Raw genomic sequence first — 21,983 nt, 5'->3', positions numbered from 1 at the left:
CTCATGAATGAAACTATACACAAAACTATACACAAATACAAATTTAGCTTATTTTTTAGGGCGTATGAAATAGCGTTAGGTTGGTAGTTTTAAAGGGTTGGGTTGGGTGTGTGGGTTGTAATTACATATATATCATATATTTTTTAATATGTAATTTCATAGAAAGCACAAGAATCATAGAATGACATAGGTTTTTTCATGTTTTATTTCTTACATTTATGCTAAAATTATTGCTTTTAAATCCATACACTGGAGATATAGATATATTTTATAGATTCTTCAAGTGTATCTTATATTTATTTAAAGAAACAAAGATTCCTATACAACTGAATTTTGATAGAGTTGAAAAAGATGAAGGAGTTCAAGATGGCAATTTTACATATTGCTACTCACAAAGGTTTAAGAAATGCTAAAAACCTTATATTTTATTCGTATTTTGTTTATACTATTGCAATGTGTTTTTACTATATTGTTTGCTTTTCTTTTCTAAGGTCTTTTTATAGTATAGACTTTATATCATATAGTATTTATATAGACCAAAAAGTTTTGTATTTTTTTCATATAGTCAGCATTCTTAGCACAATTACCTTATTTATCGGATTCTATAAATTTGCTAAAATTACAAACACACCACTTTTGCGCTACTTAATCTCAAATTGGATAATTATAGCACTTTATGTTAGCTGCAATTTTGTATTGTTTGAATCCATCTTTTTTTATTATTCTCCCGACATGGTGGGATTATCGATAGCATTTTTTGTTTTAATATCATTAGTTTTTATAGCATATTATATTTATCTTATTTATAAAATAAATATACAGTTTTATAAAATCACAAATATTAAGAATTTCTTGTGGGTATTTAGATTTTTTTTGATAACATTTTTAGGTGGAATTGCAATTGCATTATGGTTTGGTATTGCCTTTATTATCGGGAAAGAAGTTGAGGCATTGCAATATGGAATCTTGCAATACATATTTATAGATTTGATTTTTGCGTTACTTGTGCAGTTGCAATTCATTTTTAGTGTTCATAAAATCAAGCAAGTTTATATTTAACCAGAAAGATTCTAACAAAGAACATTTATTTTTTTCTTAAGGATATTTATGATACTTTTAATTGATAATTATGATTCTTTTACTTATAATATTTATCAACTTGTAGCAAAACTTGATTTTGAAGTGTTAGTAAAGCGAAATGATGAGATAAGTATTCAGGATATACGTATACTAAATCCCACACACATTATCTTAGGACCAGGACCAAATAGTCCGCAAGACTCTAAAATCTGCTTAGAAATCATAAAAGAATTAAAAGGAGAATACCCTATACTTGGAATATGTTTGGGACATGAGGCTATTTTGTATGCTTTTGGTGTGCCGATTGTAAATGCAAAGCATATCATACATGGTAAAGTATCCCCACTTAACCATTCTGAAGACGGAATCTTTACAAATATACCGCAACATACCCCCATTACACGTTATCATTCACTTGTTGCAAAGAAAGCAGATATTCCTGATGAATTTCAAATCACAGCATTTAGTGATGATGGGGAAGTTATGGCAGTGTCTCATAAAAAATACCCCTTGTTTGGATTACAATTTCACCCAGAATCTATTGGAACACAATTTGGTGAAAAAATGATCCTAAATTTTATTTATTATAAGCGACGCACAATCCCTGTGAAATCATTATTACATAAGCTTGCGAATTTACAGAATCTCGATTTTGTGGAGAGTTATGATCTCATGGAGTGTATTGCAGAAAATGATCTTACTCAAGCACAGCTTGGAAGTCTTATAACGAGTTTTTATATGAAAAAACCAACAAGTGAGGAGCTTGCGGCATTTAGTAGCCTCTTGATTTCTAAAGCAATCTCATTTGATATTGGCAATCAAGAGAGAATTGATATTGTAGGAACGGGTGGGAGTGCAAGGAAAACTTTTAATGTCTCAAGTACAACAGCAATTTTACTTGCAAGTATGGGGTTAAAAGTTGTAAAGCATGGCAATAGGGGAGTAACAAGCAAAAGTGGGAGTGCTGATTTATTATCACATTTAGGGATTAATATTGATATGGATATTCAGATTTGTCAGAAATGTTATGAAGAAATTGGTATAACTTTTTTATTCGCTCCAAAGATTCACAACATTCTTACATATGTTCAAAGTGCACGTAGAGAGGTTGGGTTTAAGAGTATTTTTAATTTACTTGGACCTCTTAGCAATCCATTACGTCCAACACACCAGCTCATTGGTGTTTTTGATAATGAATTCGCAAACACAATGGCACATGCACTGAAGATTTTGGGGTCAAAACGTGCAATGGTTGTAAGTGGGTTAGACGGGATTGATGAATTTAGCCTTTGTGGTGCAACGCATGTCCATGAATTAAAAGATGGTAAAGTTATTCAATACCAGTTTCATCCACAAGATTATGGTATCGAGTTAGCAGATTTTGTGGATTTAAAAGGTGGTGATATTGTAACAAATACTGAAATTACTCTTGATATTTTACATGGCAATGAAAGTAGGAAAGCAGACCTTGTTGCGTTGAATGCAGGAGCTAGCCTTTATTTATGCAATAAAGTAGAAAGTATAGAATCTGGTTTTTATCAAGCAAAACAATTTCTTAAAACAAAAAAAGTACTAGAAACGCTCAAAAGATTTCAAGAAATAAGCAATTCATAATCAATTTTTAGAGAGCAATGAAAAATACTAGAGTTAATTATAAGACTTATAATGGTTGTATTATCTTTCAACTTTCATTGAAGGGATTTGTTGCTTTTTGAAAGATTTTGTAAATTCATTATTTATCTAAAAATAGCTATTTTTGCATAGTTTTCAAAACCTTTTATATATTTCAAAATAAAAATCTTGCAAATTGAGTGTAACCCATAAGATAGCGTAATATTTCATTTCCATATTACATAATTATTGATTAAAAATGAAACGCATAGGTTTTTGTTTGAAAGAATCTCTTGAATTCCCCAATTTATAGAAATATTAAAAGAGATTTGTTGTCGGGAGTTCTAAATTTTTGATATGATAACTCTTTCTATGAATTTCGCAATATCCATATTTTTTTATCCGTTCTTTGTGTATTGCAGTGAGATACCCTTTATGGTTTTTAAACTCATATTGAGGGAAAAGTTTATCATATTCAATCATTTCACAATCTTTTGCACATTTTGCAAGAATTGAAGCTGCTGCAATCAATATATTTTTACTATCACCTTTAATTAAAGTTTGTAGATTTTGAATTCCAAAATTTGTATTTCCATCAAAAATAACCTCGCAAGATTGATTGGTAAGTGCAAAGTTATAGAGTGTTGTTAAACCTTTTTGCATACATTTACTTAAGCCATACTTATCAATTTCTTGTGCGCTAAAGTTAAGTATCATGCTTATTCCATGATTGGAACGCAAAAAATCGTTGATAGAATCCTTTTTGTTCATACGCTCTTTGTAATTGAGTTGTTTGCTATCTCTTATACCTAGAGCGCGAAATCTATCAATTTTATCATGACTTAAAATAACTGCGGCAATAAATAAACTTCCTGCTATACAACCACGTCCAGCTTCATCAATACCACAGAAAATCTTGTGCATGAGCAATCCTTTTTTGCGATTCTAATTAAAAATCCATACAAGCTTTTTATAAATAGCAAATTACTAATTATAATGATTTTATAGAGGAATTCTATCAAAAAAATTTATAAAGCAAAAAGTAAAGTACAATTTTTTATGTTTTTTAAATATTCAATTTTATATAAATGAGATTTTATTTAATGTTTTTTAGATGAGAATAAAGTTTGATTTTACAATAAATTTACATTTTGTGTTACAATCTTAGTGTTTTATACAAACACAATATTATGAAATAATACATATTTAGTTTCACGAAATAACGATAAGCGAGGAGATTATGGGGTTTATAGTATTTTTTAGTCCAAGTGAGGATAAAGTAATATCGCAAGCTGATAAAGATTTTTCCCTCTCGCGAATGCAGATACAACACCAACAAGATTCCAAAAATGATACAATCAAGTATTGTCAAGATAAACAAATAAAAATTTTAAACAAGAATGGTTACTTTTCAAATGCACCTCAAGTAGATTTCTTAGCATCCTTATGGAAAAATCGTTATTTACATGGATATAGGGAGCAAATTTTGGAATCTTATCTTGATACACTTCGACAGATTCTCACGAAGCATGATAAGATATTGCTTAAAGAAGTTTATGGAGCGAAAAATTTTACTCCAAAAAATGAGATGGAACTTAACCTTGCTTTACAGCAAAATACTACATTGCAAGCTATTGAGAGGTATTGTGGTGTTGCATTTCAAGCCCTTAATTTTACTTCTTTAAGTGAAGAATCCAAAGATTTTATTTGTAATCATGTATATATTTTTAGTAATTTATTTGGTGTTATATGTGCGAGGGATAAGATTCCATTTTATAAGTTAAAGCAAGGGGCAAAAATACCGTATCTTAATCTTGCTAAAGTTTATGAGCCATTTTTACCTCTCTTAGATGATTTTTTATCTCAAACACTACCAAATCCACAAGATTTCATTATCGATTTACGAGCAAGTATTTATACAAAAATTTTTACCCCTAAACAACAAAATTTTTTCTTTGAATTTCAAAAAGAAAATAAAATAGTTAGCCATTATTCAAAGTTCTATCGAGGTGTTATTTTAAGACTTTTAAGTCAGCAATCACAATGGAGAGATTCTCAAAATATCGATTTTGAAACTGCCTTAGTCTTTTTTAGTACAATAGAACATGAGAATCTAAGATTGCATAGTATCACGCAAAAGAAAACAACTACCATTGTAAAATATGATATTCTTTGATATATCCGCTAAAATTGCTCTTAAATATTTTTTAGTTTGTAATAATCAATACCTTGAATCACAAAGCGTCCATGCAAAAAGTGGTGTATGATTGTTTTTTGCAATTATGTTGCTTGCCTCTAAAAGAGTCTCACCTGTTGTAATAATATCATCAACGATAATTATCATTGAAAAATGTTTATGAATTTTGAAGTGAAATTCACGACTTGTTTCTTCCCTTTGTGTTTTTGTAAGAGTTGTAAAGCGAATATCATTTTGTGTTATGAGGGCATTATAAAATACTTTGAATCCATATTTTTTAAAACAATGTGCCAAGATGGCACTATGTGAGTATGCACCTATAATACGATTGCGGACGCATACAACTGCTATAGAATCTTTTTGTAAGTTTAGTAACTCTTGGTGATAATCAAAGAATCTCTTTACGCCAAAAATACCAAGTCTTGAGATAATTCTACTTCCAATGATATTATTTTTGCTATATATAAGTGTTTTTAGCTCGCTTAGTGCAAAACTACTGAATACTTTGAAACCATTTGATAATTCCCGTTTTGATTCTATATGCCAGAGGTTGTTTAAACATTTTTTACAAATAATAGAAAAATTTAAATGCTGGCATAAGAGACAATACATAAGAGTTTAATTGTCAAAAAAGAATGTAAAGATTTGCTCATGTAGTTCTTCTTTACTATATGTTGCATCAAGTCTAAGTATTTTTGGAAGCGTATTTTGATGGTAAAACTTTTGCAGTGAATAGTCCTCTTGTATGGTAGAAATCTTTTTATAGGTTTCTATATCACAAATATAATGGAGAATCTCATGAAATCGAGATTGTATATTCATGAGATATTCGATTCCATTTTGTTCAATAGAATCGAGTTGTTTTCCACTTAATCTTTTTGCAATCTCATTTTGTGGTATCTCTAAAAAAACAATTTTTTCAGGTAGGGTATTATATGTTGCAAAGAGATTAAAATAAAGGGCTTGAGTTATATTTAAACTTAAATCGTATGCTATACCAGAGAGCAAACTTCTATCTGAAATAACAATGTTGGGAATATTTATAATCTGTGTAAAAATTTCTGCTCGTTGTGCCAAAAAGAGTAAAAAACTTGCTTTTTTTGAGATTTCAATATGTTCATGTAATAATAACTGGCGAATGTAAAATCCAAGATCGGTCGCACCCGGCTCATTAATGAAAATAATATCGTCATGTTTTTTATAGTCCTGAAGATTAACACCGCCCAATCTTTGTTGTAAAAGTTTATGTTGAGTTGTTTTTCCACTTGTATCAATTCCCTCAATAACAAAATAATGCATTATTTTTTATACCTCAAAATATATTCATGAATACCTTTTGGCACAAGGTGATTGAATCTTCCATTATGTGTAATAATACTCCGCACAATTGAGGAACTAATAAAAGCATTTTGCAATGTTGGCATAAAATAAATTGTTTCAAGCGAATTATTTAAGGAAGCATTTGCATAGCCCATTTGTAATTCATACTCAAAATCACTTACAACACGCAAACCGCGTATAATAACCTTTGCATCAAGCTCTTCTGCAAATGTGGCTAAAAGATTGTTAAAAGTAAGACACTCTACATTGGGTAATTCCTTTCTATATTCATCAAGTGTAATTTTTATCATTTCCTCCCTTTCTTTAAGACTATAAAGAGGATTTTTGATTTCAGAACTAGCAACTGCGATAATAACTTTTTGAAACATTGCACTACTTCGTCGAATTATATCTAGATGCCCATTTGTCAGTGGATCAAAAGTGCCTGGGTAAATTGCAAGTTTTGTCATTATTGTCCTTATAATTAAGATGTTTGTGACTTTTCCATAAATATATAATAAATTTATTTTTTTTGATCTTTTGTTTTTAATACAGTTGCGATAGCAATAGATATTTTTTTTGCATGAGCCGTATTTGCATCTTCAAGCTCCTGTCCAAATTTTGCAACTGCATCGGTATCCCAATTTGTAGAGTGTGCTAATTCTTTGATACAATTTATCCATGTGTCAAAATGTTTATCATCATCAAAAACTTTATATTTACTTTTAAATTGTGTTAGAGCAGCTTCAAAGGCTTGTTTTGTTTTTGCTCCTTTAATAATGCTTAGCATAATTTCAATCGTAAATTCTTCTTTCTTGACTGGTTTATTGCTCATGAAAATATAAAGTACACCAACAATCAGAACAGGAAGAACCATAATGAAACATATTGCCCATAAAATTAAATAAAAAAAATAAGAATACATACTATATTTCCTCTAATCGCAAATTAGAAACAATTTTTTATTATACTTAAAAAATGAAAAGTTTTAGCAAAATTATAGATTACGGTCATATCAAGGAATGATAATCTTCAAGAAAAAACTTTATGATCATTTGCTTAATCAAACATTTTTTAGTAAGTGTCAAATGTTAATCTGTATGCTTATCTTAATGAATTTCTAGTTTTATGGAGTATGTAAGTATGTGAATTATTACTTATTTTCAAAACTTTAACTTTTTTGATATTAGATTTACTTAAGATTATTTTAATTGTTGTTTTGTTTTGTAATGAATAAATATACTAAAATTTTTATATGTATGTAATTTATTTTTGAGTATTTTTCATGCTGGATTTTATACTTTTTTCTTGATTTTTGAAATCTCATGAATGAAACTATACACAAATACAAATTTGACTTATTTTTTAGAGTGTATGAAATAGCGTTAGATAGGTAGTTTTAAAGGGTTAGGTTGGGTGTGAGATATATTTTTAATTTAAAGTGTATCTCACATAAAGCAAAATGCTTTTCATAATTAATTAGCGTGTTTATTTTACTAAGAAAAATTGTGTTTTAGATAAAACACAGATATTAATTTCTAGTTGAATAAGTGATAAATTATGGTTTATTGCTTAAGTATTCTATTGGCACAACTCCCTACAACAACTAATGCACATGCCATAATTGCGACATCTTTTATTACTAAACGTCCAGCACCAGATAAATATGGGAAATCATAAGCATTTCCACCAAGATTCTGCACCCAAACTTCAGGCGTTGTGATGAGAAATGAAAGTGTAATAAGTGTCATAAAAAACACTAAGATTCCACCTATAACTCCAAGGTATGGAAAAAATAATCCAAGTAAAACCAATGTGCCAAATGTTATTATTAATATCCCAAGTCCATAAGAGACAAGGTATGTTCGATTTTCCTTATGCCATTCCACTTTTTGGCTATTTGTAGTTCCCTCTGGAATCTTATTAATTTTATAATTTTGTGCATCTTTATAAAAAAATGAACTCAATGGCGAATTTGCAACAAACGGTGTAATCCCCTCTGCTTCATAATCCACAAATTTCAAACCACCAATCCAAATAAAAATAATAAAAATTGCAATATGTGCAAGATTTACACCAAGATTCTGAAACATCGTGAGCTTTTCTAAAATCGCTTTGCTCAACATAAACTATCCTTAAAATAAAATATCTTTTAATACAAAAAATGAAAGGAACATTTAGTATTAAAACGAAATAAGTATATATTGAGTAGATAAATCAAATATTAATAAATTATATTATATGATATTATTTATTAAATAAAATAATTTATCAAATTTATATAGTGATTTTATTAAGAGTAATTCTTACAAATTATCTTAAATTTTGTTTAAACAAAATTTAAGATATACACTAATACTGCTTAAAATATAGAGATTATGGGATAAAATTACCCTAAAAAAGGGAGATGGGATTAGTCATTAGAGAGTGTTCTAATTTGAATTATAAATTAGAAACCTATAATCTTAATAATAAAAATTTAAGAAGAGATATATGCTACTTTTTATAATTACTCATTCCATTTATAGTTTTCAGATGAGATTCTAAATAACCATTCTTTTTGTTATTCATTAAACTTTATTTGCACTTCCAAGAATTTCCATACGTTCCACAATTACTTTACTCATAGCTTCCATTGCTGGAGCAAAGAACTTCCGTAAATCAAATTGAGTTTTGTCGTTATTTGCTATTTTTCGCACTTCTGCAATAAAAGCGATACGCAAATCAGTGTCAGTATTAACTTTATTGATACCACCTTTTACAGCTTCTTGCAAAAATGAAAAGGGAACACCTTTGCTTGATCCAATATCACCACCACTTTGGGTAAAGCTTTCTCTCACGTAATCTGGTATTGCACTTGCACCATGTAATACTAATGGAATTCTTGTCAATTCTTTTACCTTGTTTAATCTTTCAAAATCAAGTTTTGGTTCTCCTTTAAACTTAAATGCACCATGACTTGTTCCAATAGCTGGTGCAAGATAATCTACCTTGCTTTCACGCACGAATTGTTCTGCTTCTTTTGGATTCACTAAAACAGCATCTTTTTCACTAACAGAAATATTATCTTCTATTCCCATAAGTCTACCAAGCTCTGCTTCAACACCAACACCTCTTTCATGTGCCATTTTAACAACTTTTATTGTTTCCTCTAAATTTTCCTCAAAAGGATGATGTGATGCATCAATCATTACTGAAGTAAAACCTGCCTCTACTGCTTTCTTGCAAGATTCAAAACTTGTGCCATGATCAAGATGGAGAGCAACAGGGATGTGTGGATAACGTTTACTTATTGTTTGCACCATGTCTACCGCTATATCAATGCCCATATATTTTATTGCACCTTCACTTGCTTGCACAAAAATGGGAGAATCTGCCTTATTGGCAGCAACAAAAATAGCATTAAGCATCTCAAAATTTACAAAATTAAATGCTCCTACACCATATCCTTCTTTATTTGCTTTGTTAAGAATCTCTTGACCATAAACTAACATAATTTTCCTTTAACTAAAAAGATTTACTGCAAAATTGTATCAAAAATGTTTAAATACCTTACATTACATAAAAGAGATTCTTGCACAATGTAAAAAAATACTTTATAAGCTATATAATATATGAGAAATTATAAAAACATCATAAATATACATATTTTTTTGATAGAATATTAGTTTATTTTATTAGATTAAAGAGTAAAATATGAGTAAAGAGGGTGTTGTTATTGCGGTTACTTCAGGGAAAGGTGGTGTTGGAAAATCTACGGCAACTGCGAATCTTGGAATTGGTTTATCACAACAAGATAAGAAAGTCATCGCTGTTGATTTTGATATTGGGTTGCGTAATCTTGACATGATTCTTGGGCTTGAGCGACGTATTGTGTATGATATAATTGATGTTATGGATGGAAAATGTAATCTCTCTCAGGCGATTGTAAATCATAAAAAGGCAAAGAATTTATATTTCCTCCCTGCTAGTCAAAGTAAAGATAAGACTATTCTAGAAAAAGAAAAAGTAAGAGAGTTACTTGAAAAACTTAAAGTAGATTTTGATTATATTTTACTTGATAGCCCTGCTGGAATTGAAAGTGGATTTGAGCATACAATATTTTGGGCTGATAGGGCGCTTATCGTTGTAACTCCAGAAATAAGTTCTGTAAGAGATAGCGACCGTGTTATTGGAATTATTGATTCTAAAAGTGATAAGGCAAGAAATGGGCAGGAGGTGCAAAAGCATATTATCATTAATCGTCTGAATCCTGAGTTAGTAGCATCACAAGATATGATGTCTTGTGATGATGTTATTGGATTACTTGCCTTACCACTTATAGGTATCGTTCCTGAAGATGAAAAAGTTGTTCGTGCAACAAATAGTGGTGAGCCTGTTATTTTTATGAAAAGTAGTAGCGGATTATCCTACGATAGAATTGCACGAAGAATACTCGGTGAAGAAGTGCCATTTGAGAATTTTGATATTTCATCAAAATTTATATATTCATTAAAAAAATTTTTTGGTATTAAAGGGTAAAAGATGATGTTTTTTTGGTCTACAAATAATAAAAATGGTTCTGCAAATATAGCAAAAAAACGCCTACAAATTATGCTTAATGAAGAAAGAGGTATGGGGATAACTTATCTTGAGGATTTAAAACAAGAAATTGCTATTCTAGTGCATAAGTATGCACACACTTCATGTGATATAAGCACACAAACAAATCGCAACAATAATTCTGTTGACATTAAAGTAAGTATTAATATGAATACACACTAATTTTAGTATAGAATCAGCAAACATAGGATTTTAATATTTTTATGAAGATATTTTTCATAATTTCATTGAGGCAAATCAAAAGTTTCTTATAATACATCATATCGTTTATAAAACCATTGCACCAATTAAGCCAACAATTAACAAAGAAGTATTAAATACTAAGAATGTTGGTATACATGTATCGCGTATATGATCATGTTGTCCATCAGCATTTAATCCTGAAGTGGGTCCAAGTGTGCTATCACTTGCAGGAGAACCAGCATCTCCTAATGCACCAGCTATACCTATTAACAGAATTGTTGCTTCTAGACTAAAACCAAGTGTAACACTTAATGGAACATAAATCGTAGCAATAATAGGTACAGTGCCAAATGAAGTTCCAATACCTATTGTTACAAGTAGCCCCACTGCAAGCATAAGTGAAGCACTGATAAATTTTGTATGAGCCATATTTGTAAGAGAAAGCACGAGATTTTGCACTTCACCACCTTGTCTCAAGATTTCTCCATATCCAGCAGCAACAAGCATAACAAAAGCAATGAAAGCCATCATCTTTAAACCACCTTCCATGACCGAATCAATCTCATTCCATTTAATACCGCCCAATAATATCATACTTATAAGTCCGGCAAATGCTCCAAGCGGAAGGGAATTAGTTAAAAGCTGTCCAGCAAATGCAATGCAAATACCAAGAAGCACAGCCATCTCTCGTCTTCTAAAAGAGATTTTCTTTGTTTCTAGATTGGTAGTTTCACAATTTTGATAAGTCCTTGGTTTGCGATATAGTATAAGCACAGCAAACAATAAACCAAAAATCATAGCAACACCACCTATCCACATTACGCCAGCAATATCTTGAATATCTACTGACATACCATTTGCATTGATTTGATCTTTCATTACCGTGTAAAAAATTAATCCGTAACCAACACCAAAGCTAATATAGGGTGCTTGCAAACCAAATGTGAGAGCACATGCAACGGCTCTACGATCAATTTTTAATTTATTCATAAGACCAAGAAGTGGTGGAATAAGGATAGGAATAAAAGCAATATGCACTGGAATAAGATTTTGTGAAAAACATGCGAAAAATCCAATACTTAATATCAAAAGAATTTTTTTATTACTGATACTTTTCGCAATAGCATTTACAAGGAACATCATGAGATTGCTCTGAGCAATTGCAATTGCAATTGCTCCTAAAAGTATATAGCTAAGTGCAACATTGAGATTACCTGCCATCCCATCAATAAGGATTTGTCCTGTGATTGTGATGGTTTCAAGAATATTTTGTTGCTTCACATCTTGTTGTGTATGGGAATTATCTCTATTTGTATTGTTTTTAGAATCTTGTTCTTTTGTTTGTAACTCTTGATTATTTTGATAATTTTGCACAAGGTTTGGTGATAAAAGCCCCGCACATAAAGCTGCAATAATGATCGATAATAAAACATTTAAACGCAGAATACAAAGTATTGCCATTACACACACGGATACTACAACCGCATTACTTAAAATATCCATATTTTCCCTTATTATGAAATTTGCGGAATCTTTTACCAAAAAGTAAAACTTACCATTATAACAAAATAGCAGTGATTTTACTGTTTTTTTAAAAGTTATTTGGTATTTTTATTGTTGGCTTTTTCTATGTTTTTTCTCGTATTTCAGAATAGTGGTTAAAAATAATCTTATTACCGTTCATTGGTAACTTTAGGTAATTGCTCAATTTGATAAAACTTATATGTTCATTCAATTAGGATTTTGTAATGAATTATTTAAATTTAAAGCTCACTACATATTGTATTTTATAAAATCTTAGTATCAAATAATGATTTATTGCAATATTTTTTATTTTGTTGGCGTTTTAAAATGGTAACTAAGAAACTCAATTTGATGGGAATGCAACAGCAATCGATCATGACCACAAAAATAAACACGCATAAAGCGAATTATATCATCTTGTAAGGTTGGTAGGGCTTGAAGAAAACAAAGAAAGGAAATAAAATTGCCAAACTCGTTATCACGGAAGAGAGTTTTTGTGTAAGTATTATCTTCCTTTTTTATTTTGTGGTTATAAAAATGTAAATTTCTATGCTTTAATTGCAAGTGAATATTTTTGGATTTTTTCGTCTTGATGATTTGTGATAACTTTGTAGCACTATCTAAAAAATTGCTAGAAGAGAGTGAAAAATCTTTCGAAGTTTTTTTGTTGAAATAATTTAATATATTGTTAAAATTATAAGAATTTTGCCTAAAGCGATCTAATTGTTTAGAAATAATTTGAGTAATATTCCTTTCCCTATCATTTGTCTTAAAATCTTTGAGATTTAATTTACCAATATTCTTAATGGAAGCAAAACAAGGGCTAATATCATCACTTAATATAAAAGAGATATATCTTTTTACCACAACAATCTGATAGTGGAACAAATAAGACAAAGGTATAATATGAGATTTTTTTACAATATTAATATTATAAGAGAGGAAATTATAAAGGCCTAAAAAATCTTTTTTTATATATTTTTCACTCTGTATATCAAGAAAAAAGTTTGCAATATAATCTTCTCTTCCATAAAGCGTATCGCCCACAATCGCATGTCGTAAACATGCAGTATGGATACGCAATTGATGTGTTCTACCCGTTATTGGAAAAAGCTTTACAAATGAATATGTGGTATGGGATTTATCTGTCTTTTTTTTGGTTTTGTTATAAAAAATTGGATTTTTATAACAATCTTTTTTCTTCAAACTATAAACAAAGGATAAATAATTTTCCAATACTCTCACAATAAAAGAATACGATTGCCTACATTGTGTATAATAAGAAAGAAAAGATGTAAAGGTATTTAAAGGTAAAGATGTGTAACACCCTTTATTATAATAAGGAAATCTACTGTCATCAAAACAACTGGTGTTTCTTGTTTTTAAAATATTATATATTGGAATCTTATATTTTCTAAATGACATGTCAAGTGATGAAATTCTGAAATCATGATTAATTCTTAAATCCTTTAAGAATTCTATGGTTTTAGCTATTTGTAGAGAATTTCTCTTATTTTTAGTATATTTATTTATTACCTTCTGTTCTTTTATATTTGAATAATATAAAATTTTCTTGCGTATTGTCTGAATATGCTTGATATATGAGTAGCAATAATTCTTTGAGTTAAAATGAGGTTGAAAAATCTTTTTGATAGAATTTTGTTGTAAAAATTGAGACAATTCTTTTTGGCTAGAAAGATTCTTTAATGGCATAAGAACGCTATAAGCTTTATTGGCGGGAATATGTAAAGATTGAATATGTGAAATAGTCGGAATAATTTCATCGGTTTGGAGTGAAGTTATATGGATATGTTTAGCTTGTCCTTGTATGCAAAGATTACCAAAATCCTGCGGAAAAATAATTTCAGATTCTATTAAAAGAGGATTAGCAATACTTCCTTGCACAACAGCAAGATAACTTTTTTTTATTTTACGCGATAAAAAGAGGTTTTTTAGAAAAATTTCACTTTCCTTATCGATACTACAAATAACAAGCCCACTTGTTTCATAATCGAGTCTATGACATGGATTAGATTCTGCACCAAAAGAAAAACGCAAATTATCAAGCAAACTAAGAGATTGACTAAGGTTTTTTGGATGAGTAAGAATTTTAGCAGGTTTATTCATAACACAGAATCGTAAATCTTTGGGTTGTCCTTTCTTGCCATAATCTTGTGGAGGAGTTGGTGCATGAATACCGCAAGATTGTTTAACAAATGACTTATGTTCTAAAGATGTGTAAGCTATATTATCTAAATTTATATCATATTGCAATGAGAAATCATATACATATATTGGTTTTAATCCTAAATCGACAGGGTAAAACTCAAGCAGATTTACTTCCCCAGTTTCAAGTATGCTTGATTTTTGTATGGCTTTACCATTTTGCATAAGACGTTTTTTATCAAGAATTTTTTGTGCTTGTGCATTACTATATCCAAGTTGAGAGAGAAATCTCGTTGCTTTTATTGGTGCAGAGATTGTGTGATGATTATTTTGAAAACCCATATTATTTCTTTCTATATAGATTCTATTAGATATTTACATATAACTCATAAATCTAAAAAGTGTGCCACCAATCAGCTATGATTCTATGTTGCCAAAATATTGTTAAGATTATGAAGAGAACTACTAACTTTTGTGAAAATTGGTGTCGTAAAATGTTCGTGTTTAATTTTCTATAATATAATATCAGTTCTTATTATAAAAATTTAGAGGAGAAATTATGCAAAAATTATTTCTTGTGATTATTCTATTATGTTCTCTTGGATATGCAAAAAAAAGTATGGTTGTGCTTGATCCTGCAGCTATTGAAATACTTTATATGATTGGAGCTGAAGATGAAATTGTCGCGATTCCAGAGATGAAAAATATTAAGCCTATTGAAAAAACAAATAAACTCGATAAAATAGGAACTTTCACAAATCCAAATCTTGAAAAAATTATTAGCTTAAAACCAAAAAGAGTTATCTTGACTTCTTATAGCATAGGATTAAAAGACCAACTTGAAAGATATAAAATTGAGACTTTACAATTACCCGTATCAACCTTGAAAGATATTTATAAGAATATTCTCACGCTCGGAAAACTTACTAATAAAGAATATGAAGCAAAAAAAGTAGCACAAGATTTTATGAGTAAGATTGAGGAGATTAGGGCAAATCCAGTGAATCAAAAAGGGGTATTTATTTATAGTAGCACACCACTTATGGTATTTGGTGGAGATACCTTACCGAGTGATATTTTAGAAACCATTGGGGTAGAAAATATAGCAAAAGATATTGTTGGTGAAAGACCTATTTTGAGTGCAGAATTTCTTGTAGGAAAAAATCCCGATATTATATTTTATGGTCTTAGAATAAAGGATAGAGATGAACTTGTAAAAGCAAATCAATCCTTTAAATTTCTTAAGGCAATTCAAGAGAATAAAGTTTATTTTCTTGAATTGCACACTCTTTTAAGAGGTTCTCCAGAGATCATCAATCAAATTTTGCGTATTCAACATGATTTAGCAAAAAATATCGAAGCACAATAAACAAAGAGTTAAGTATATCTTTGCAATCTCAACAAGCCATATTTATGCCATAAAGATAGAATCTGATGAACAAGTAGCACTTTAAAGCTAACTTTAAAGTGGTGGTATTTATTTTTCATAAAAGTTATTTATTCTTTGTTTGCAAGAATTCTAGAAAATTTTGTATATCGCTAAAATTTATATACCCAATACTTATATCATACTCTTTAAGATTATAAAATACCTCAAAATTAGCTTCAAATGGGTTATCTTTTAATTTTTTTATATATTGAGATGGCAAGAGAATACCCAGATTCTTTTGTTGAATGTTGTATGCTTGCGTATATGAAGCCAAAGGAAAAAATCCACAATAAAAGCGTATTGATTTAGCAGATAATTGATTGTGTGCAAGATATAATAATTCCTCATCTTTTAAATCTTGTCCAATGATTGATGCAATTTGGTTTGTGCTATCTTTTTGAATATTTTTTTCCAAAATATTAATTTGATGTTTATAAAAATCTAAAAAATCATTATAAGGTAGTTGCAAGTTTCCATTTCTTTGATCAACAATACTTAGTAACTCTTTAACATTCTGTGATGATGCCATAGAATATTTATGAGAAATGGGCGAGGTAATTTCATAAAAAGGTTGAGTAATAAAATTATGAACACCATAGAGAATCTTTGATTGAAAAGATTCTAAAGACTGCAATGAAATGCTAGATTCTAAAGCACAAAATATATTTGGTTTATAACAATATTTATTTTTTCTTTGCAAATGTCTTAGTATTTTAAGTGCTTGTATTGTATCCACTCCACTTGAATATTGTCCCAAATCACCACTAATGATTGCAACATTCTTAATATCAAGATACTGAAGTGATAAAAATGCACTTTCAAGAGATTCTAAAGTGTGAATACTTGTCTTAATTGTGGGAATAAAATCATATTGAGAAAAACATTGAAGTGATTGTAGATAAGCAACTGCAACAAAAGGACTTGGATAAACTTTAGAAACGGGATTAGAAGGAATAAGAATTTTAGAAACTGGTAAAAAATTTATAATTTCTTGTAAATTTTTTTTATCTTGGTTGGGATTAATTGGTAGATATTCAAAAATCATTAATTGTTGTTTTAAATCATTACAGAAGATGTAATGATTCTTGAAATAAGGTAATTATAGTCATATACTATTTTTGCCCAAACGATGCGATAAGTGCTTCAATATCATTATCTGTTGCAACTTCATCATGATTATCACCGGCAATATAGGTTGCAGATGCAACACGTTTAGAATCATCACCTCTCCCTTCAAACAACGAATTCATGTATTGACTTAATGCACGCATAACATTGATAACACGCTCAATTTTTTGTCTATGAATATCTTGATATTGCATAATGTCCATAGCCTGCATACATGCATCATTGCAATCTATGGCATGATTTTTAATTGTATCAATAGTTTTTTGAATTTCTTTTGTTTGCTCTAATGAAGCTCCAAAGGCTTTGATTTTAGGAAAGCTTTCAACAAGCATAATAAGCATTTCTTCTTGCGTTTTAAGATAATCTTTTATTTTTTTGGAATCTTTCTCTATTTTTGTGACTGCCGTCCCAATCGCATCGATTTGGTCGAATACTTCGGTCATTTTTACTTCAGAATCTCTGGTTACATCATCAAGTTGATGGACTACTTTATGCTCCTCTGTCGGTGGTGGAGGGGGCCATTTTTTATTTGCCTCCGGCTTAAAAGTATTGGGATCAACAAATTCGGCTTTAATTTCTTCTTTGGTTTCTGATGCTGAATCTACAATTTCTGAACCAAGCTTGGAAGGAACACCTTGTGCCATCATAGAATCTAATTCTTCTTGTGTCATCGAAACTCCTAAACTTTTCTTGATATTATATCATATTTTTCTGAATATATGTTATATCAATTCTTTATCGTGAAATTTTATTTAATCATTTTCATAATTATTTCACTTAACAAAAATTATTATTAAAATTTAAGAATAAAATTATAATATTATTTTTTTTATAATTATAACTGTAAGAGTAAAAAATAAAACTTCATTATAATCACAAATCTTTCATTTCATCATTTTTATAAAACAATATCTTACAATAAAATAATATAAAAAATACAATAATTTGTTTATTTAAACTAGAATAAAAGTTGAACATTTGAAATATCGATTAATAAAAGTTTAAAAAATATTAAATGGAAATTATTGCTGAATTTTATCTAAATTTCCTTGATCGTCTATTACAATTTCAAACATATCAGAATCTTGCGTAAAGATTTTTTGTGTAGAAGGTGGAAATCTATGAGTAAGAATAATCTGATTATTATCTTTCCAACTTGATTCTGTGGTAATTTTTGCTTCCATGAGTGTCTGCTCTATATGCCTCCCACTTTGTGTATTTGCTGTGCGAATATTCTGCAATTGTGTTGCTATATCTTTTTGTTCTTTAATTTGTCTTAATAATAAGACATAGAATCCGAATGTTTTCTTTGTTTCAGGATCAAGCTCAAAGCCTTCTTTTTTGCTTCTTTCAATAACAGGTTTAAGATTTTCAATAACAGGCTTTATTTGATGTAATTTATCTGCTAAAGCCTTGCAAAATGAAACACGGGCATTAATATTACTTTTTAACAAAACATCAAGTGCAATAATTGTCGAGAGTTTCTCTCGTTTATCAAAATCTGCAAATACATCAAAACTTACTTTATTATCATTTCCATGTATAGCTTTTAGGTGAAGTTTTTCACAAAATTTTATATCAGTATTTGAATGGAGTTTAGAAATCACAATTTGATTACCAACAACCTTTGCTCCCTGTGCATCAAGTATATTGATGTTGCTACCATAAACCTTCCCGCCTTCTAATTTGTCAATATCCGCTTCACTTGTATAAAGTACTCCCTTATGAATATTAATATTTGCCTCCTCTGCATACAATATTGCACTTTGATGAGTTTGCCCATTAATAGTAAGTTTTTTTGCTTTAATTACAACTTTTTCACCAACTGTTCCTTTAATATTGACTACTTCCGCTTCTATAGCTGCACCAGTCTGCACGGCGTCTTTAGATTTATCTGGACAATCAATATCAACTTCTACACCTTTTTCTACTCCCCCAAGAATACAATTTGTCTTGCTAACTTGCTGGAAAGTTCCAATATCAATAAGTCTCAATCCTGATTCTGCAAATTCAATAATCCCATTTCCTTGAGCTTCATATTTTACAACTTGTCCTTCCTCTGTTTTCTTAATACCGGCTCCAGCTTCTGGAGGAGACTTGTAACTAAATGTCCCACTTTCAGATTCATGCATATCTTGCTTACCATTATGTTTTGGCGTATTTAAATGTAGATTACGCATATCAATGAATTCACCACGAAGGTTTCTGCCTGAAGTCGTTATAGAATCTTTTAGGTAGAAACCAATATGATCACCATCTGATACCGCATATAGAGCATTTTGGAATGCCGGTTTATTATTTTCTTTGCACCACTTTTCTTCTAAAAGATTGGTAAAACCTTTATTTTTCAATGAGGCTTTTGCACGCAAGAAAGTGAAGTGTTTTGCCTCCATAACCATACAAGGTGGTTTAAAATTTTCATGTAAAATTTTTTCTAATCGTAGTTTAATTTGTTCTGTACTCGTAATAATGGTTTCTTTTTGGATTAAAAATCCAATAATATAATCCACGAATTGTGGGATATAATTTTCATGAGAATCTATTAACAAACCTTCTTCTAAAGTCATAGTAGCTTCTAAGCGTCGATAACTAAAAGAAAAGCTTACTTTAGAAAAATCAAACTCTTTTGGCTCAATTTCAACATCAAAAGTTTGATAGATCTCATCAGAAGTTTGATTATAAGCCTCTTTGAAAAAATTTGCATCAAGTTCTTTATCATCTTTTTTAAGAAAAGTATGCACTGTCTCAACATGTATGTTACATTCACCTAGATTTAAATTGGCTTTTGTGCAAAATTCCATTAACTGCTTCGTCCAATTTTTGACCCCTTTAAGCTTCTTTTTTTGAAAAAAAGTCATTCTTATATCCTCAATCTCAAATATTGTTTGTTAAAATATTTCATCTCAAACCAACTGATAGCATATTTTACTATATTTTTGATTTAAAGAGTATTAAATGTCCAAAAAAGATTCGCAATCGAACAATAAAAAGACAGAAAATGGCAAAAAACAGACTCAAAATAAATTAAAAAAATTCTTTTTTACCAATGCTTTTGGAATTTTATGTTCTCGTATATTTGGCTTTATCCGCGATGCTTTACAAGCCTCATTACTTGGTACAAGTATTTATAGTGATATATTTTTTATCGCATTTAAATTTCCCAATATGTTTCGTCGAGTAGTCAGTGAGGGGGCTTTTGTGCAAAGTTTTTTACCATTCTTATTAAGTGCACGCAATAAAGGAGCTTTCAGCATAAGTATTTTCTTTATTTTTCTCTTTCTTTTAACTATTTTAAGTGGTCTTGTTATGTGGTTTGCACCTTTTATAACAAAGCTTTTAGCACTTGGGTTTAATGAAGATAGAATCTTGCTTGCTACACCTCTTGTGAGAATCCATTTTTGGTATCTCATTTTAATTTTTGTTGTTACATATCTTAGCACCCTTTTACAATATAAAAATATTTTTTGGGTTAATGCATATAATACGGTATTGCTCAATCTTGCTATGATTGGTGGTATGGTATATGCAAAAGGAACGGATAAAGATTTGCTAGACATTGTATATATTTTAAGTTATAGTGTATTAATCGGTGGTATAGCACAGATTTTTATTCATTTTTATCCTCTCTACACATCAAAAATATGGCTCTTGCAATATGTTGGCTATAAACACTTAAAGAAATGGTGGTATAACTCGGGAGCAATATTCAGAATCTTACCATTTGGTATTTACTTTGTAAATTTTACATCTCAAGAAAAATGCAAAAATATCAATACTCAAGAATCTGGCAATATACTACATCACACAACTACAAACTACCAAACAAAATATGTTACAAAAAAGATGCAAACAGCCCCACAAGGGGATTCAGATTTGCAGCACAAAAATATAACAAGATTCAATAATGCCCAAAAAGCAAAAATTCGGATTCTTTTATTATTACGCGATATTAAAGCTTTTTTTACAGCATTCTTACCTGCTATGCTTGGAGCTTCCAGTGCACAAATTATTGCAATTATTGATTCTAGTCTTGTTACATTATTGCCAGATTCTGAAGGTGGCGTAAGTGTGCTTAATTTTGCTAATCGTATTTTTCAGCTTCCATTAGCACTTTTTGCCATAGCAATCTCTAGTGCATTATTTCCTATGGTAGCTAAGGCAATCAAAGTTAGAGATACACAAAATGCTCTCCATGCTCTTAAAGCTGCTTTTTGGTTTTTGCTTATTACCCTTAGTATTTGCACAATTGGGGGCATTATGTTGCGAAATGAAATCATTTGGTTACTTTTTGAACGAGGAAACTTTACGCACAAAGATACAATTATGGTCGGTTATGCTTTTGTAGGGTATATGATTGGACTCATTCCGTTTGGTTTAGCAAGAATATTTTCCCTTTGGCTGTATTCGCATAAAAAACAAGCAAAAGCTGCAAAGATTTCAGTTATTGCACTTTTTATAGGTGTAATGTTATCAGCTATTTTTATTCTCTCTATCTATTATTTTGAGATTCAAAGTGGTATTATATGGGAGTTGCGTTATTGTTTTATGGCATTGTTTGGTAGCATTGGTGGTTTTGCTCTCTTATTTTTCAATATTAAAGAATTTGGTGTTTATAATTTTTTTGTTATAATTTCACATACAAAATATATGTTATTATTATGTGGTGCTTCATTTGTTACATTTGTATTAATAAAACTTTTTCAATGCTTTTTTAGCATTAAATAAATAATATTTAATGCTTTT

At 29.8% G+C, this 21,983-nt stretch carries 19 protein-coding genes; 7 read left to right on the top strand and 12 right to left on the bottom strand.

What is annotated here, in order from left to right; all coding sequences use genetic code 11:
• Positions 1 to 873: 873 nt before the first annotated feature.
• Both CQA53_RS12190 and CQA53_RS07890 read left to right on the top strand, forming a co-directional pair.
• Positions 874 to 1,059 (top strand): hypothetical protein, encoded by a 186-nt coding sequence (locus CQA53_RS12190; protein ID WP_147290014.1) that lies wholly within the window; start codon positions 874 to 876, stop codon positions 1,057 to 1,059.
• A 48-nt stretch (positions 1,060 to 1,107) separates the two neighbouring features.
• Complete coding sequence (locus tag CQA53_RS07890) at positions 1,108 to 2,694, top strand: bifunctional anthranilate synthase component II/anthranilate phosphoribosyltransferase (protein WP_115543462.1); 1,587 nt, start codon at positions 1,108 to 1,110, stop codon at positions 2,692 to 2,694.
• 315 nt (positions 2,695 to 3,009) lie between these two features.
• Here the strand turns inward: CQA53_RS07890 and CQA53_RS07885 are convergent, their stop codons facing one another.
• Positions 3,010 to 3,615, bottom strand: a complete 606-nt coding sequence (locus tag CQA53_RS07885; RefSeq protein WP_115543461.1) for a ribonuclease HII — start codon at positions 3,613 to 3,615, stop codon at positions 3,010 to 3,012.
• Positions 3,616 to 3,931: 316 nt separating this feature from the next.
• Here CQA53_RS07885 and yaaA point away from each other — a divergent pair, with 316 nt between their 5' ends.
• On the top strand, positions 3,932 to 4,867 hold the full coding sequence (yaaA, locus tag CQA53_RS07880; protein ID WP_115543460.1) for a peroxide stress protein YaaA: 936 nt from the start codon (positions 3,932 to 3,934) through the stop codon (positions 4,865 to 4,867).
• A 45-nt stretch (positions 4,868 to 4,912) separates the two neighbouring features.
• Here yaaA and CQA53_RS07875 read toward each other — a convergent pair whose 3' ends face one another.
• From CQA53_RS07875 to CQA53_RS07850, 6 genes are all read right to left on the bottom strand, one after another.
• A complete protein-coding gene (locus CQA53_RS07875) occupies positions 4,913 to 5,500 on the bottom strand; it encodes a ComF family protein (protein WP_115543459.1) in 588 nt (195 codons plus the stop codon).
• A 6-nt stretch (positions 5,501 to 5,506) separates the two neighbouring features.
• Positions 5,507 to 6,187 (bottom strand): dTMP kinase, encoded by a 681-nt coding sequence (gene tmk, locus CQA53_RS07870; protein ID WP_115543458.1) that lies wholly within the window; start codon positions 6,185 to 6,187, stop codon positions 5,507 to 5,509.
• On the bottom strand, positions 6,187 to 6,678 hold the full coding sequence (coaD, locus tag CQA53_RS07865; protein ID WP_115543457.1) for a pantetheine-phosphate adenylyltransferase: 492 nt from the start codon (positions 6,676 to 6,678) through the stop codon (positions 6,187 to 6,189). The genes tmk and coaD overlap by 1 nt, the downstream gene beginning before the upstream one ends.
• Positions 6,679 to 6,731: 53 nt before the next feature.
• Positions 6,732 to 7,133, bottom strand: a complete 402-nt coding sequence (locus CQA53_RS07860; RefSeq protein ID WP_115543456.1) for a hypothetical protein — start codon at positions 7,131 to 7,133, stop codon at positions 6,732 to 6,734.
• A gap of 640 nt (positions 7,134 to 7,773) precedes the next feature.
• Positions 7,774 to 8,334 carry a DUF417 family protein gene (locus CQA53_RS07855; RefSeq protein ID WP_115543455.1) on the bottom strand — a complete coding sequence of 187 codons (561 nt, stop codon included), beginning with the start codon at positions 8,332 to 8,334 and terminating at the stop codon, positions 7,774 to 7,776.
• 444 nt (positions 8,335 to 8,778) lie between these two features.
• A complete protein-coding gene (locus CQA53_RS07850; protein WP_115543454.1) occupies positions 8,779 to 9,702 on the bottom strand; it encodes a class II fructose-bisphosphate aldolase in 924 nt (307 codons plus the stop codon).
• A 202-nt stretch (positions 9,703 to 9,904) separates the two neighbouring features.
• Between CQA53_RS07850 and minD the strand changes: the two genes are divergently transcribed.
• Entirely contained in the window at positions 9,905 to 10,729 is an 825-nt protein-coding gene (minD, locus tag CQA53_RS07845; protein ID WP_115543453.1) for a septum site-determining protein MinD, read from the top strand.
• A 3-nt stretch (positions 10,730 to 10,732) separates the two neighbouring features.
• Positions 10,733 to 10,972, top strand: a complete 240-nt coding sequence (locus tag CQA53_RS07840; RefSeq protein WP_115543452.1) for a cell division topological specificity factor MinE — start codon at positions 10,733 to 10,735, stop codon at positions 10,970 to 10,972.
• A 105-nt stretch (positions 10,973 to 11,077) separates the two neighbouring features.
• Here the strand turns inward: CQA53_RS07840 and CQA53_RS07835 are convergent, their stop codons facing one another.
• Both CQA53_RS07835 and CQA53_RS07830 read right to left on the bottom strand, forming a co-directional pair.
• Complete coding sequence (locus tag CQA53_RS07835; protein ID WP_115543451.1) at positions 11,078 to 12,496, bottom strand: Na+/H+ antiporter family protein; 1,419 nt, start codon at positions 12,494 to 12,496, stop codon at positions 11,078 to 11,080.
• A 327-nt stretch (positions 12,497 to 12,823) separates the two neighbouring features.
• Positions 12,824 to 15,025 carry a pseudouridine synthase gene (locus CQA53_RS07830; RefSeq protein WP_115543450.1) on the bottom strand — a complete coding sequence of 734 codons (2,202 nt, stop codon included), beginning with the start codon at positions 15,023 to 15,025 and terminating at the stop codon, positions 12,824 to 12,826.
• Between the two features lie 217 nt (positions 15,026 to 15,242).
• Here CQA53_RS07830 and CQA53_RS07825 point away from each other — a divergent pair, with 217 nt between their 5' ends.
• Positions 15,243 to 16,052 carry an ABC transporter substrate-binding protein gene (locus tag CQA53_RS07825; protein WP_115543449.1) on the top strand — a complete coding sequence of 270 codons (810 nt, stop codon included), beginning with the start codon at positions 15,243 to 15,245 and terminating at the stop codon, positions 16,050 to 16,052.
• A gap of 124 nt (positions 16,053 to 16,176) precedes the next feature.
• On the opposite strand, the gene CQA53_RS07820 is transcribed toward CQA53_RS07825, so the two are convergent.
• From CQA53_RS07820 to CQA53_RS07810, 3 genes are all read right to left on the bottom strand, one after another.
• A complete protein-coding gene (locus CQA53_RS07820) occupies positions 16,177 to 17,157 on the bottom strand; it encodes a hypothetical protein (RefSeq protein ID WP_115543448.1) in 981 nt (326 codons plus the stop codon).
• 67 nt (positions 17,158 to 17,224) lie between these two features.
• Positions 17,225 to 17,911: a chemotaxis protein gene (locus CQA53_RS07815; RefSeq protein ID WP_115543447.1), complete on the bottom strand. Its 687-nt coding sequence runs from the start codon at positions 17,909 to 17,911 to the stop codon at positions 17,225 to 17,227.
• A 351-nt stretch (positions 17,912 to 18,262) separates the two neighbouring features.
• Entirely contained in the window at positions 18,263 to 20,098 is a 1,836-nt protein-coding gene (locus CQA53_RS07810; RefSeq protein WP_115543446.1) for a hypothetical protein, read from the bottom strand.
• A gap of 97 nt (positions 20,099 to 20,195) precedes the next feature.
• On the opposite strand from CQA53_RS07810, the gene murJ reads away from it, so the two are divergent.
• Positions 20,196 to 21,965, top strand: a complete 1,770-nt coding sequence (gene murJ, locus CQA53_RS13325) for a murein biosynthesis integral membrane protein MurJ (RefSeq protein ID WP_245945784.1) — start codon at positions 20,196 to 20,198, stop codon at positions 21,963 to 21,965.
• Positions 21,966 to 21,983 lie beyond the last annotated feature (18 nt).

The organism is Helicobacter didelphidarum, from assembly GCF_003364195.1.
Classification (GTDB): Bacteria; Campylobacterota; Campylobacteria; order Campylobacterales; family Helicobacteraceae; genus Helicobacter_A; species Helicobacter_A didelphidarum.
Note: the sequence above shows the minus strand (reverse complement) of the source record. Positions and strands in the feature narration are given on the sequence as shown.

What these genes read in the sequence shown, in the direction of transcription:
- coaD (WP_115543457.1), bottom strand. Translation starts at nt 6,678, where the DNA reads ATGACAAAACTTGCAATTTACCCAGGCACTTTTGATCCACTGACAAAT.
- murJ (WP_245945784.1), top strand. Translation starts at nt 20,196, where the DNA reads ATGTCCAAAAAAGATTCGCAATCGAACAATAAAAAGACAGAAAATGGC.
- CQA53_RS07840 (WP_115543452.1), top strand. Translation starts at nt 10,733, where the DNA reads ATGATGTTTTTTTGGTCTACAAATAATAAAAATGGTTCTGCAAATATA.
- CQA53_RS07820 (WP_115543448.1), bottom strand. Translation starts at nt 17,157, where the DNA reads ATGATTTTTGAATATCTACCAATTAATCCCAACCAAGATAAAAAAAAT.
- yaaA (WP_115543460.1), top strand. Translation starts at nt 3,932, where the DNA reads ATGGGGTTTATAGTATTTTTTAGTCCAAGTGAGGATAAAGTAATATCG.
- CQA53_RS07885 (WP_115543461.1), bottom strand. Translation starts at nt 3,615, where the DNA reads ATGCACAAGATTTTCTGTGGTATTGATGAAGCTGGACGTGGTTGTATA.
- minD (WP_115543453.1), top strand. Translation starts at nt 9,905, where the DNA reads ATGAGTAAAGAGGGTGTTGTTATTGCGGTTACTTCAGGGAAAGGTGGT.
- CQA53_RS07850 (WP_115543454.1), bottom strand. Translation starts at nt 9,702, where the DNA reads ATGTTAGTTTATGGTCAAGAGATTCTTAACAAAGCAAATAAAGAAGGA.
- CQA53_RS07890 (WP_115543462.1), top strand. Translation starts at nt 1,108, where the DNA reads ATGATACTTTTAATTGATAATTATGATTCTTTTACTTATAATATTTAT.
- tmk (WP_115543458.1), bottom strand. Translation starts at nt 6,187, where the DNA reads ATGCATTATTTTGTTATTGAGGGAATTGATACAAGTGGAAAAACAACT.
- CQA53_RS07875 (WP_115543459.1), bottom strand. Translation starts at nt 5,500, where the DNA reads ATGTATTGTCTCTTATGCCAGCATTTAAATTTTTCTATTATTTGTAAA.
- CQA53_RS07810 (WP_115543446.1), bottom strand. Translation starts at nt 20,098, where the DNA reads ATGACTTTTTTTCAAAAAAAGAAGCTTAAAGGGGTCAAAAATTGGACG.
- CQA53_RS07830 (WP_115543450.1), bottom strand. Translation starts at nt 15,025, where the DNA reads ATGGGTTTTCAAAATAATCATCACACAATCTCTGCACCAATAAAAGCA.
- CQA53_RS07860 (WP_115543456.1), bottom strand. Translation starts at nt 7,133, where the DNA reads ATGTATTCTTATTTTTTTTATTTAATTTTATGGGCAATATGTTTCATT.
- CQA53_RS07825 (WP_115543449.1), top strand. Translation starts at nt 15,243, where the DNA reads ATGCAAAAATTATTTCTTGTGATTATTCTATTATGTTCTCTTGGATAT.
- CQA53_RS07835 (WP_115543451.1), bottom strand. Translation starts at nt 12,496, where the DNA reads ATGGATATTTTAAGTAATGCGGTTGTAGTATCCGTGTGTGTAATGGCA.
- CQA53_RS07855 (WP_115543455.1), bottom strand. Translation starts at nt 8,334, where the DNA reads ATGTTGAGCAAAGCGATTTTAGAAAAGCTCACGATGTTTCAGAATCTT.
- CQA53_RS07815 (WP_115543447.1), bottom strand. Translation starts at nt 17,911, where the DNA reads ATGACACAAGAAGAATTAGATTCTATGATGGCACAAGGTGTTCCTTCC.